General features: G+C 74.1%; 9 protein-coding genes. 6 read left to right on the forward strand and 3 right to left on the reverse strand.

Features of this window, described 5'->3' with window-relative positions; translation table 11 throughout:
* Positions 1 to 81: 81 nt before the first annotated feature.
* Positions 82 to 1,776: a glycosyltransferase family 2 protein gene (locus DTB53_RS12640; protein ID WP_012380847.1), complete on the forward strand. Its 1,695-nt coding sequence runs from the start codon at positions 82 to 84 to the stop codon at positions 1,774 to 1,776.
* Positions 1,777 to 1,799: 23 nt separating this feature from the next.
* Positions 1,800 to 4,889: an acyltransferase family protein gene (locus DTB53_RS12645; RefSeq protein ID WP_012380846.1), complete on the forward strand. Its 3,090-nt coding sequence runs from the start codon at positions 1,800 to 1,802 to the stop codon at positions 4,887 to 4,889.
* 15 nt (positions 4,890 to 4,904) lie between these two features.
* On the opposite strand, the gene DTB53_RS12650 is transcribed toward DTB53_RS12645, so the two are convergent.
* Positions 4,905 to 5,474 carry a TetR/AcrR family transcriptional regulator gene (locus DTB53_RS12650; protein WP_003969008.1) on the reverse strand — a complete coding sequence of 190 codons (570 nt, stop codon included), beginning with the start codon at positions 5,472 to 5,474 and terminating at the stop codon, positions 4,905 to 4,907.
* A 102-nt stretch (positions 5,475 to 5,576) separates the two neighbouring features.
* Here DTB53_RS12650 and DTB53_RS12655 point away from each other — a divergent pair, with 102 nt between their 5' ends.
* Positions 5,577 to 6,488 (forward strand): NmrA family NAD(P)-binding protein, encoded by a 912-nt coding sequence (locus DTB53_RS12655; RefSeq protein ID WP_012380845.1) that lies wholly within the window; start codon positions 5,577 to 5,579, stop codon positions 6,486 to 6,488.
* A gap of 195 nt (positions 6,489 to 6,683) precedes the next feature.
* Here the strand turns inward: DTB53_RS12655 and DTB53_RS12660 are convergent, their stop codons facing one another.
* Positions 6,684 to 7,349, reverse strand: a complete 666-nt coding sequence (locus DTB53_RS12660) for a GOLPH3/VPS74 family protein (protein ID WP_003969006.1) — start codon at positions 7,347 to 7,349, stop codon at positions 6,684 to 6,686.
* Between the two features lie 113 nt (positions 7,350 to 7,462).
* Positions 7,463 to 8,080: an SACE_7040 family transcriptional regulator gene (locus tag DTB53_RS12665; RefSeq protein WP_003969005.1), complete on the reverse strand. Its 618-nt coding sequence runs from the start codon at positions 8,078 to 8,080 to the stop codon at positions 7,463 to 7,465.
* Between the two features lie 123 nt (positions 8,081 to 8,203).
* On the opposite strand from DTB53_RS12665, the gene DTB53_RS12670 reads away from it, so the two are divergent.
* Genes DTB53_RS12670 through DTB53_RS12680 form a run of 3 tightly spaced genes read left to right on the forward strand, consistent with a single transcriptional unit; the run spans position 8,204 to position 12,749 of the window.
* Entirely contained in the window at positions 8,204 to 9,826 is a 1,623-nt protein-coding gene (locus tag DTB53_RS12670) for a carboxyl transferase domain-containing protein (RefSeq protein WP_012380844.1), read from the forward strand.
* A gap of 8 nt (positions 9,827 to 9,834) precedes the next feature.
* Positions 9,835 to 11,781 carry an acetyl-CoA carboxylase biotin carboxylase subunit gene (locus DTB53_RS12675; protein ID WP_042497131.1) on the forward strand — a complete coding sequence of 649 codons (1,947 nt, stop codon included), beginning with the start codon at positions 9,835 to 9,837 and terminating at the stop codon, positions 11,779 to 11,781.
* A complete protein-coding gene (locus tag DTB53_RS12680) occupies positions 11,778 to 12,749 on the forward strand; it encodes a hydroxymethylglutaryl-CoA lyase (protein ID WP_012380842.1) in 972 nt (323 codons plus the stop codon). Before DTB53_RS12675 ends, DTB53_RS12680 begins: the two co-directional genes overlap by 4 nt.
* Positions 12,750 to 12,754: the final 5 nt, after the last annotated feature.

Below are 12,754 nucleotides of genomic sequence, written 5' to 3' on the forward strand. Positions count from 1 at the left end.
CGCTCTCGGCCAAGTGGTCTATACCTTTGACATTAGGGTGGGCCACCTGAAACGGGCACATAGACAGCCGTGGGGGGCTTTATGACCGTGCATCACCTTCCGCAACCTCCGTCCGACAACGAGCTGTACTGGTACTTCGGACCGCAACGCCGGTGGGTGCTGGTGAGCAGTTCGCTGGCCTTCGTCTTCACGGCGGCGACGATGTTCACCTTCGCGTTACGGACCCCCGCGCTGTGGGCCTTCCTCGCGGTCCTCGGGCTGAACGTGGTGGCCCTGCTGCTCTCCTCCGTGAACAGCCTGCGTCAGCGCCGGCTGACCCGGGCCTCCCACGAGGTGCTCGTCCGCGCCTGGCGGCCCACCGCGCTGCCGGGGGTGGACCTCTACCTGCCGACCTGCGGCGAGCCGCTGCCCGTGCTCGCCAACGCCTACGCGGCGGTCGGCGCCCTCGACTGGCCGGGCGCGCTCACCGTCTGGGTGCTGGACGACGCCGACCGGGCCGAGGTGGCGGCGCTGGCGGCGGAGCACGGCTACCGGTACGTCGTCCGACCCGACCGGGGCCACCTGAAGAAGGCGGGGAACCTCAACCACGCGCTCACCCTCTCCGCGGCCGAGTACATCGCGATCCTGGACGCCGACTTCGCACCCCGGCCGGACTTCCTGCGCCATCTGGTCCCGTATCTCGCGGACCCCGCCGTCGGCATCGTGCAGAGCCCGCAGTGCTTCGACACGGACGCGGGCATGGACTGGATCCAGCGCGCCGCCGGGGCCGCGCAGGAGTGGTTCTTCCGCTGGATCCAGCCCTCGCGGGACGCCAGCGACGCGGCGATCTGCTGCGGCAGCAACGCCGTCTACCGGCGCTCCGCGATCGACCTGGCGGGCGGCTTCGCCCGGCTCGACCACAGCGAGGACCTGTACACCGGACTCGCCCTGCACGAGAAGGGGTTCCGCACCCAGTACGTCCCGGTCCTGGTCGCCAAGGGGACCTCTCCCGACACCGTCACCTCGTTCGTCAACCAGCAGTACCGGTGGGCGATGGGCAACCTGCACCTCCTCGGCGCCCCCGTCCTGGGGCGCATGGGCGCGCCCTGGCGGATGCGGCTCTGCTTCTACGAGGGCGTCGTCGGCTACCTGACCACGGCCGTGAACACCTTCGCCGCCCCGCTGCCGCCGCTGGTGATGATGTTCTGGTACCCGGACCACGTCCGCCCCTGGCACGTGCTGCCGCTGCTCGCCCCGCTGTGGCTGTGGCACGTGCTGCTGCCCCGGATCAGCCGGACCCGGTGGCGGGTGGAGGTGATCCGCGCCAACGTCCTCACCAGCGTGGCCGCCGCCACCGCCTTCTGGCACACCCTGCGGGGCCGCAGCGCCGCCTGGGTGCCCACGGGGGTACGCGGCAGGGGGAGTTCGGGCTCGATGGCCCGCCGGGTGGTGGGCGTCTCGCTGGTCTGGCTGGTCCTGTCCAACGGAGCCGCCGCCGGAGGCCTCGCGGTGGTCGTGGCCCGCAACGGTTGGGAGCCCGCCTGGGGCCTCGGCCTCTACCTCCTGGTCCAGCTCCAGATCAACGTGCCCCTGATCCGGGGCCTGCTGACCGAACTGCGGCCGGACCGCCGGGCATCCGCCGAGGCCGCCGGGCCGCCCGCCGACCACCGCTCACGGACCCGGACGGGCGTGCTGCCCCGCCGCTGGCCGGAGGCGCTCGCCGCCTCCGCCGTCCTCCTGCTCACCGGCCTGCTCGCCTCCGGGTGGGTCGACCCGATGCTCCCGTGGCTGAGCTGAGCCGCACCGAAAGGCGCCACCCGATGCCGTTCCTCCTCACCCACGGGCCCCGCAGGAAGCGGCCCGCACCCCTCTCCCCGGACAACCGGGCCGGCTCGGACAGCTCGACCGGCTCGGACAGCTCGACCGGCTCGACCGGCTCGGACAGCTCGGCCGGCTCGACCGGCTCGGGCGGCGAGTCCGGGCCGAGCCCGCACCGGTCCACGTTCCGGCCCGACATCGAAGGGCTGCGCGCCGTCGCGGTCCTCGCCGTCCTCGCCTTCCACGCCCAGATACCGGGCGTGGCGGGCGGCTTCGTCGGGGTGGACGTCTTCTTCGTCATCTCCGGCTACCTGATCACCGGCCTCCTGGTCCGGGAGGCGATCACCACCGGGCGGATCCGGCTCGGCGACTTCTTCTCCCGCCGGGCCCGCCGGCTGCTGCCCTCGGCCGCCGTCGTCCTCGCCGCGGTCGCGGTCGCCGGGGCGTGGCTGACCGTACCGCTGCTCCGCGCCGACCTGGAGCAGGACGTCCTCGCGGCGGCGCTGTCCGTCGCCAACTGGCGGTTCGTCTCGCAGCAGACCGACTACCTCGCCGCCGGGCACGACCAGAGCCCGCTGCTGCACTTCTGGTCACTCGCCGTCGAGGAGCAGTTCTATCTGCTCTGGGCCCCGCTGCTGGCGGTGATCGTGCTGGTCGCCGCCCGCGCGGTCCGCCGGGGCCGCGCGGTGCGCGCGGTCGTGGCGCTCACCACCGCCGCCGTGGCGCTCGCCTCGTTCGCGCTGTCCCTGCACTGGACGCGGGACTCCGTCTCGCTCGCGTACCTCGGAACCCCCTCGCGGGTCTGGCAGTTCGCCGTCGGCGCGCTGCTGGCCCTGCTGCCCTGGCACCTGCTGCGCGGGCCGCGCCCGCTGCGGCTCGTCTGCGGGTGGGCGGGGGCCGCGGCGATCCTCTGGTGCGTCGTGTCGTACGACGCGTCGACCCCGTACCCGGGCCACGCGGCGCTCGTCCCCACCCTGGGCACGGCCGCCGTGATCCTCGCGGGGATCCCGGGCCGGGGCGAACGCGAGGCCCAAGGGGCCCACGGTGTCGGGCGGTTGCTGAGCGGCCGGGCTCCTCGTGCGGTCGGACGGCTCTCCTACAACCTCTACCTGTGGCACTGGCCGGTGCTCGTCCTGGCCGAGGCGCGGCTCGGGACGCTCGGCTGGCCCGCGAAGACGGCCCTGACCCTGGCCGCCGCGCTGCCCGCCCTCGCCACGATGCGCTGGGTCGAGCAACCGCTGCGCCGCAGCCGTACGGTCGCCGAACTCCCGCGCCGCGGGCTGGCGGTGGGGATCTCCGCCATCGTCCTGCCGGTCGTGCTCGCGCTGGTCGTCGGCACCACGACCCTGCACCTGATGGGCCCGGCCACCCCCGTCGACACCAAGGGCCTCCCGCCGGGCGCGGCGGCCGGCCCCTCGCTGCTCGCCCGGGGCGACGGCTCCCCGCTCCCGGACGGCCCGCTGGTGCCGGGACCGGCCCAGGCGCGCGAGGACTTCCCGCCGGACGGGGCCTGCCAGGTCCCGCCGGAGGCGACCCGCAGCCCGGAGTGCCTGTTCGGGGCGGTGGACAGCCCCGACCGCGTCGTCCTCCTCGGCGACTCCCACGCCGGGCAGTGGTTCTCCCCGCTGCTCGCACTGGCCTCCCAGCGCGGCTGGGCGCTCCAGGAACTGGTGAAGCAGGGCTGCCCGCTGCCGGAACTGACGTTGAAGAACCCCCAGTTGGGACGCGAGTACCGGGAGTGCGACACCTGGCGGGCCGACGCACTGGACCGGTTGCGGACGGGACCGAAGCCCCGGCTCATCGTGATCGCCTCGCTCAACCGGTACACCGCCGACCGTGAACTCCTCGCCGCCGCCTGGGAGAGGACGCTGAAGCCGCTGCGGGCGATCGGCGCGCCGATCGTGTACGTCGAGGACACCCCCGTACCGGGGACGGACATTCCGGCGTGCGTCTCCGGCGCTCCGGACTCCGCCGCCGCCTGCGCGTTCAGCCGGGCGGAGGCGGTCCCGGAGGATCCGCTGGCCCGGCGGATCGCGGCGGGCGCGGTGCCGGGCGTGCGGTCCGTCGGCGTCACCTCGGTGCTGTGCCCGGGGGACGGCCCGACCTGCCCTGCGGTGCGGGACCGGATCCTGCTCTACCGGGACGACGCCCATCTGACGAACGTGGCGGCCATCGTGCTGGCCCCCCGGCTGGAGCGGCTGCTGACGGAGTCGGGCGCACTGCCCCCGGCCGGCGCCCCCGCCCCCGTGCCGTCCGCCGCCCCCGGGGCGGACGGCTGGACCGAGCTGCTGCGGGACGACTTCGACGGCCCGGCGAACAGCCGCCCCTCCCCCGCGAACTGGAGTCACGACCTCGGCACCTGCTACCCCGGCTGCCCGGCGCCCCGGTGGGGCACCGGGGAGATCGAGACGATGACCGACTCGACCGACAACGTGCGTCTGGACGGGCAGGGCGTGCTGGAGATCGTGCCCACCAGGAAGGACGGGAAGTGGAGTTCGGGCCGGATCACGACCGTGCGGTCCGACTTCGCGCCGCCGCCCGGCGGGGTGCTGCGGATCGAGGCGTCGATCGCGCTGCCGGACGTGACGGGCCCCGCGGCGGCGGGCTACTGGCCGGCGTTCTGGACCCTGGGAGCGGACCTGCGCGACGGGTACACCGGCTGGCCCGGGGTCGGCGAGCTGGATGTGATGGAGTCGGTCAACGGCCGGGACACCGTCTTCGGGTCGATGCACTGCGGCGTCCTGGACGGCGGCCCGTGCCGGGAGCCGGTGGGGCTGACATCGGGACCTCGGGCCTGCCCGGACTGCCGCGAGGCGTTCCACACGTACGCCGTGGAGGTCGACCTCTCCCCCGGGGCGCGGGAGGTGCGCTGGTACCGGGACGACCGGGTCCACCACCGGGTGCGGGCCGACGCGATGGACGCCGGGACCTGGGAGCGGGCCGTGGACCACGGGGTGTTCCTGATCCTGAACGTGGCGGTCGGCGGCAAGCTGCCGGAGGCCGACGGGGCGACCGCGGGCCCCGCGACCGAGCCGGGCCATCCGATGCGGGTCGACCGGGTCAGGGTCGCGGTCCGGGGCGCCGCGGGCTGACCGGGGCCAGGCCCCTCAGGGGCTCGGGCTGAGGCCCTCGACCGCGAGGGTGAACAGGCGGTCGGCCTGGACCGAGGGTTCGCTGTGGTGCTCGGTGGCCAGGGCGATGCCGACGGCGAGGGTGAGCAGGTCGTGGAAGGTGGTGCCCGCCCTGACCGTGCCGTCGTCCAGGGCGCGGGCCAGCAGCGGGGCCGCCGCGTCCGCGAGCACCGCGCCGCAGGAGTGCGGCGCGTCACCGGCGGGCGCGTCCGTCGGCGGCTCGTAGGTCAGCGCGTCCGCGAGTCCCCGGGCGGAGACGGCGTACGCCACGAGGCCGCGCAGCCAGTCCAGCAGGGCGGCGCGGCTGTCCTCGGTCCGGCCCAGCTCCTCCGCGCGCCCGCAGAGGGCCTGGACGCGCTCCTGGAAGACGGCTTCCAGCAGGGCCTGGCGGGTGGGGAAGTGACGGCGCACAGTGGCGGAGCCGACGCCCGCCGTGCGGGCGACCTGTTCGAGGGAGGCGGCGGCTCCGTGCTGGGCGACCTCGGCCTCCGCCACGGCGAGGATGCGGCTGTAGTTGCGGCGGGCGTCCGCGCGCTGACCGGTCACGTTCTCTCCATGTTGCTAAGTGGTGGGCCCCGCCATATCGTAGCCGGAAGCAAAACGGCGGGCCCCGCCGTTTTGTGTTCCCGGTCGCGAGGAGACACCGCCATGGCATCACCCACCGCCCCCGTCCTGGTCACCGGCGCCACCGGCCGCCAGGGCGGGGCAACCGCCCGGGCCCTGCTGGCCGCCGGCGTTCCGGTCCGCGCCCTGGTGCGCGACCCGCACACCCGGCGCGCGAAGGACGTGGAGGCGCTGGGCGTCGAGCTGGTGACCGGGGACCTGGCCGACCGGTCCTCGCTGGACGCGGCCTGCGCGGACGTCCGGGCCGTGTTCTCGGTGCAGATGCCGCCGATGAGCGAGGGCGGCGTCGACTTCGCCGGGGAGCTGGCCCAGGCGAGGCACCTCGTCGAGGCGGCACGGGCGGCGGACGTGCCGCAGTTCGTCCAGTCCTCGACCAGCGGGGTCGGCGCGCACACCCGGACGCCGGGCTGGGCCGAGGGCCGCTGGGCGGCGCTGGAGCCCTACTTCGACACCAAGCAGGCCATCCTGGAGGCGGTGCGCGGGGCGGGCTTCGCCCGGTGGACCGTGGTCAAGCCCGCGTTCTTCATGGAGAACCTGCCCCAGCTGGCCCCCGGCGGCCCCGACGGCGGTCTCGCGACGGTGATCCGGCCGGAGACGGTCCTGGCGCTGGTGGCGTGCGAGGACATCGGCGCTGCCGTCGCCCACGCCGTGCGGGAGCCCGACCGCTTCCACGGGGTGGAGCTGGAGCTCGCGGGCGACCGGCTCAGCATGGAGCAGGTGGCCGCGGTGCTGTCGGACGTGTGGGGCGTACGGGTGGAGGCCCCCACGATGGATCTCGACGAGGCGCTCGCGGCGGGGATGCCCGCGTGGGGCGCCGGCCACCTGTGGAGCAACGCGATCACGCAGCCGGCCCGCCCCGAGCTCGCCGTGGAGCTCGGGATTCCGGTGACCTCGTTCGCCGCCTGGGCGCACCGGCATCTGGCGGCACGGAGCTGACCGGCGTCCGACGGCACGGGGCCGACGGTCCGGGTCCGGGCGCCGGCCCACGGCCCGGTTCGGCCCCGGGCCCCCGCGTCCGGATTTCGGCCCCGGGCCCCCGCGTCCGGATTAGGCCGGATCAGGCCGGATCAGGCCGGATCAGGACCGATCGGCCACCACACCGCGGGCCCGAGCCGATCCGGACGGAAGACCTCAGGTCACCACGGTCAGGACCGTCACCAGCGTCACCGCGGAGATCGCCGCCCGGACGTCGCGGATCGCCTCGCCCACGCTCACGCCCGCCCAGTGCCCTTCGGCGATCCGCGCCATGCGCGGGGCGATCCGCTTCCTCGGCACTCCGGGGAAGGCCTGGGGGTGCATGCCCGTGGCGTGCAGCAGGGCGACGAGGGAGCTGGTGCGCGCGTCCGGCTCGGCCTCGTGGAGCACGACGTCGGCCAGCCGGGCGCGCAGCTCCCGCTCGACGGTCCCGTCGGCCTCCGGGTAGCGGCGCACGGGGAAGACGCCGAGCGCCCGGTGCTTCTCCTCGGTCACCAGGCCACGGCCGACGAGGCTGTCCACGACGTCCTGGGAACCCTTGGCCTGGTCCCGGGTCAGCCAGTCGGTGACCTTGCGGCTGCTGGACGCCCCGTGGACCCAGCGCGCCAGCCGGTCGAGCCGTCCGTCCAGGAGGGCATCGCCCGTCGGGGACGGGTCGAAGACCTCGACGCGCCCGCCCTTGACCGTGACACGGCCCGCCATGGCCAGCTCCAGGAGCATTCCGGCCGCCACGCCCCAGCGGGCCGCGGTCTCCCCCTTCGCCGCGCCGGTCGCGTCGTCCAGCGACAGCAGCATGATCTCTTCGCCCAGCGAGACGGCCATGGTGCGGCTCCCCGATTCCTTGCGTGACGACCGGACGGTTGCGTGTCGACCCCCTGTCCACCGGAGAGACGCGCGCGTCCCGTCCGGGGTTGCTCAGGGGGCGCGACCGCCGCTCAGGAGGGTTCCGCGGCGGCGAAGGCGCCCCGGGCCAGCCGGTGCAGCAGGGCGGCGGTCACCGCCCGGCCGGGCAGGGCCTCGGGGCGGGCCAGGTGCGGGGTGGAGTTCAGCAGGCCGAAGACGGCGTGCACGGTGACGCGGGCCCGGTTCTCGGCCAGCGCCGGGTAGAGGGCGCGGACGACGCCGACCCACACCTCGACGTACTCGCGCTGGAGCCGGCGCACCCGCTTGCGGTCCGTGTCGCGCAGCCGGTCCAGCTCGCGGTCGTGGAGGGTGATCAGGGGGCGGTCGTCGAGGGCGAAGTCGATGTGACCCTCGATGAGCGCGTCCAGGAGCTCCTCCGGGGAGCCGCCGCCCCGGGCGGCGTCCTCCGACACCCGCATACGGCCGCCCTCCAGCAGCCGTTCGCTGATGCCCACCAGGAGCTCGGCGAGCATCGCGTCCTTGCCGGGGAAGTGGCGGTAGAGGCCGGGACCGCTGATCCCGACGGCGGCGCCTATCTCGTCGACGCCGACGCCGTGGAAGCCGCGCTCGGCGAAGAGGCGGGCGGCCTCCCGGAGGATCTGCTCGCGGCGGGTGGGAGCCGCGACGCGGGCGGCGGCATGGGTGCTCATGAGGATTCATTCTAGACAGGGTCGTTAGCGCTCGTTAACCTGAGGGAAACGCGTTAACGCTCACTAACAGCGGCGCGACAGCAGCGGTTGACTTTTCCGGTACGGGCAAGGGGGCTCGACACGATGCAGCAGGCACCGGTCCTGGCGAGCGCGGCCGATCCCGCCTCGGAGGCCTGGCAGGCCAACGAGGCGGCTCATCGCGCGCTCTCCGACGAGCTGGCGGGACGCCTCGCCACGGCACGGCTGGGCGGGGGTGAGAAGGCGCGGGCCCGCCACGAGGCGCGCGGCAAGCTGCTCCCCCGGGACCGGGTGGACACCCTCCTCGACCCGGGTTCGCCGTTCCTGGAGCTGGCCCCGCTGGCCGCCGACGGGCTGTACGGGGGCGCCGCCCCGGCCGCCGGGGTGATCGCCGGGATCGGGCGGGTCAGCGGCCGGGAGTGCGTGATCGTCGCCAACGACGCGACCGTCAAGGGCGGCACGTACTACCCGATGACGGTGAAGAAGCACCTGCGCGCCCAGGAGGTGGCGCTGGAGAATCGTCTCCCCTGCCTCTATCTGGTCGACTCGGGCGGCGCGTTCCTGCCGATGCAGGACGAGGTCTTCCCCGACCGGGACCACTTCGGGCGGATCTTCTACAACCAGGCCCGGATGTCGGGGGCCGGCATTCCGCAGATCGCCGCGGTGCTGGGCTCCTGCACGGCGGGCGGGGCCTACGTTCCGGCGATGAGCGACGAGGCCGTCATCGTGCGCGGCCAGGGCACGATCTTCCTCGGCGGCCCGCCGCTGGTGAAGGCCGCCACCGGCGAGGTCGTCACGGCGGAGGAGCTGGGCGGCGGCGAGGTCCACTCCCGCACGTCGGGGGTCACCGACCATCTCGCGGAGGACGACGCGCACGCCCTGCGGATCGTCCGCAACATCGTCGCGACCCTCCCGGACCGGGCCCCGCTCCCCTGGTCGGTCGAGCCGGCCGAGGAGCCGAAGGCCGACCCGGCCGGGCTCTACGGGGCCGTGCCGGTGGACTCCCGGACGCCCTACGACGTACGCGAAGTGATCGCACGCGTGGTCGACGGCTCCCGCTTCCAGGAGTTCAAGGCGGAGTACGGGCAGACCCTGATCACCGGCTTCGCCCGGATCCACGGCCACCCGGTCGGGATCGTCGCGAACAACGGGATCCTGTTCTCCGAGTCGGCCCAGAAGGGCGCGCACTTCATCGAGCTGTGCGACCAGCGCGGCATCCCGCTCGTCTTCCTCCAGAACATCTCCGGCTTCATGGTCGGCCGGGACTACGAGGCGGGCGGCATCGCCAAGCACGGCGCGAAGATGGTCACCGCCGTGGCCTGCACCCGGGTGCCGAAGCTGACGGTGGTGGTCGGCGGTTCGTACGGCGCGGGGAACTACTCGATGTGCGGCCGGGCCTACAGCCCCCGCTTCCTGTGGATGTGGCCGAACGCCAAGATCTCGGTGATGGGCGGTGAGCAGGCCGCCTCCGTGCTGGCCACCGTCAAGCGCGACCAGCTCGGCGACGACTGGAGCGCCGAGGACGAGGAGGCGTTCAAGGCCCCGGTCCGCGCCCAGTACGAGACCCAGGGCAACGCCTACTACGCGACCGCCCGGCTCTGGGACGACGGCGTGATCGACCCCGTGGACACCCGGCAGGTGCTGGGCCTCGCCCTCACGGCCTGCGCCAACGCCCCGCTGCCGCAGAAGGACCCGGCCGGTCCCGGCTTCGGCGTCTTCCGGATGTGAGGAACGAGATGACGACGATGTTCGACACCGTGCTGGTCGCCAACCGCGGCGAGATCGCCGTCCGGGTGATCCGGACCCTGCGGGAGCTGGGCGTGCGCTCGGTCGCGGTCTTCAGCGACGCGGACGCCGACGCCCGGCACGTGCACGAGGCGGACACGGCGGTGCGAATCGGCCCGCCGCCGGCCGCCGAGAGCTATCTGAACGTGCCCGCCCTGCTGGAGGCGGCCCGCCGCACGGGCGCGCAGGCCGTCCACCCCGGCTACGGGTTCCTCGCGGAGAACGCGGAGTTCGCGCGGGCCTGCACGGACGCGGGGCTGGTCTTCATCGGCCCGCCCGCCGCCGCGATCTCGCTGATGGGCGACAAGATCCGGGCCAAGGAGACGGTCGCGGCGTACGGCGTCCCGGTCGTGCCCGGCTCGTCGGGCAGCGGCCTGACCGACGCTCAACTGGAGGAAGCAGCACGGGAGATCGGCACCCCGGTCCTCCTGAAGCCCTCGGCGGGCGGCGGCGGCAAGGGCATGCGCCTGGTCCGTGACGCGGCGGTGCTGGGCGAGGAGATCGCGGCGGCGCGGCGCGAGGCACGGGCCTCCTTCGGCGACGACACCCTCCTCGTGGAGCGGTGGATCGACCGCCCGCGCCACATCGAGATCCAGGTGCTCGCCGACACCCACGGCAACGTGATCCACCTCGGCGAGCGCGAGTGCTCGCTCCAGCGCCGCCACCAGAAGATCATCGAGGAGGCGCCGAGCGTCCTGCTGGACGCGAAGACCCGGGCGGCGATGGGCGAGGCGGCCGTCCAGGCGGCGCGCAGTTGCGGCTATGTCGGGGCGGGGACGGTGGAGTTCATCGTCCCCGGCAACGACCCGGCCTCGTACTACTTCATGGAGATGAACACCCGCCTCCAGGTCGAGCACCCGGTCACCGAGCTGATCACCGGCCTGGACCTGGTGGAGTGGCAGCTGCGGGTGGCGTCCGGCGAGCGACTGCCGTACGCACAGCAGGACGTCACCCTGACGGGCTGGGCGATCGAGGCCCGCGTCTGCGCCGAGGACCCGTCCCGCGGCTTTCTGCCCTCCGGCGGTACGGTGCTGGCGCTGCGCGAGCCGCAGGGCGGCGGGGTGCGGACGGACTCGGGGCTCAGCGAGGGCGTGCCGGTGGGCAGCCTCTACGACCCGATGCTGTCGAAGGTCATCGCGTACGGCCCCGACCGCGCGACCGCGATCCGCAGGCTGCGGGCGGCTCTCGCGGACACGGTGATCCTGGGCGTCCCGACCAACACGGGCTTCCTGCGCCGCCTGCTGGCCCACCCGGACGTGGTCTCCGGCGACCTGGACACCGGTCTGGTGGAGCGCGAGGCGGCGGGCCTGGTGCCGGACGGGGTGCCGGACGAGGTGTACGCGGCGGCAGCGGCGGTCCGCCGGGACGCGCTGGCCCCCCGGCCGGACGCGAACGGCTGGACGGACCCGTTCTCGGTGCCGAACGGCTGGCGGACAGGAGGCGCTCCGGCGCCCCTGCGCTTCCCGCTGCGGGTGGCGGGCACGGACCCGGTGACCTACGGCGCCCCGGACTCCGCGGCGGTCACCGCGGACCGGGTCACCGTCGAACTCGACGGCGCGGTGGGCCACTTCCACCGCTCCGGGGACTGGCTCGGCCGGGACGGCGACACCTGGCACGTCCAGGACCACGACCCGGTGGAGGCGTCCCTGAGCGGCGCGGGCCGGAGCGGGGCGGACACCCTGGCGGCCCCGATGCCGGGCACGGTCACGGTGGTGAAGGTCGCCGTCGGCGACGAGGTCGCGGCAGGGCAGAGCCTGCTCGTGGTGGAGGCGATGAAGATGGAGCACGTGATCTCCGCCCCGCACGCGGGGACCGTCACCGAACTGGACGTCACGGCGGGTGCGACGGTCGCGATGGACCAGATCCTGGCGGTCGTGGTTCCCCTGGAGGACTCATGACGACACGTGCGCTGCCCATGCGGGTCCCGGCCCCGGGCCTCCCCGCCCGGGTCAGGATCCACGAGGTGGGGCCGCGCGACGGCCTCCAGAACGAGAAGGGCACCGTCCCGACGGAGGTGAAGGCTCAGTTCATCCGCCGACTGGCGGTGGCCGGCCTGACCACCATCGAGGCGACGAGCTTCGTGCATCCGAAGTGGGTGCCCCAACTGGCAGACGCGGAAGCCCTGTTCCCCCTCGTCGGGGACATCGCGGACGTGGGCGACGTCTCGCTCCCCGTCCTCGTGCCGAACGAACGCGGACTGGACCGGGCCCTGGCGCTCGGGGCCCGGTCGATCGCGGTGTTCGGCTCGGCGACGGAGACGTTCGCCGCACGCAATCTGAACCGGACCGTGGACGAGTCGCTGGCGATGTTCGCGCCGGTGGTGGCCCGTGCGAAGGCGGAGAAGGCCTCTGTGCGCGGCTATCTGTCGATGTGCTTCGGCGACCCCTGGGAAGGCGCGGTGCCGGTGGCGCAGGTGGTCAGGGTCGCGAAGGCGCTGATGGACCTGGGCTGCGACGAGCTGTCGCTGGGCGACACGATCGGAGTGGCGACGCCGGGCCACGTCACAGCGCTGCTGACCGCCCTGAACGAGGCGGGCGTCGCGACCCCCGCGATGGGCGTCCACTTCCACGACACGTACGGCCAGGCGCTGTCCAACACCCTCGCGGCGCTCCGGCACGGGGTGAGCACGGTCGACGCCTCGGCGGGCGGCCTGGGCGGCTGCCCGTACGCCGAGAGCGCCACGGGAAACCTCGCCACCGAGGACCTGGTCTGGATGCTCGACGGCCTCGGCATCGAGACGGGCGTCGACCTCGACGAGTTGACCGCCACCAGCGTCTGGCTGGCCGGACACCTGGGCCGGCCGAGCCCGTCCCGCACGGTCCGCGCCCTCACCCCCTCCACTTCCTCCCCCTCCCACAAGGAGTGAGCCAC

Source organism: Streptomyces griseus, assembly GCF_900460065.1.
Classification (GTDB): Bacteria; Actinomycetota; Actinomycetes; order Streptomycetales; family Streptomycetaceae; genus Streptomyces; species Streptomyces griseus.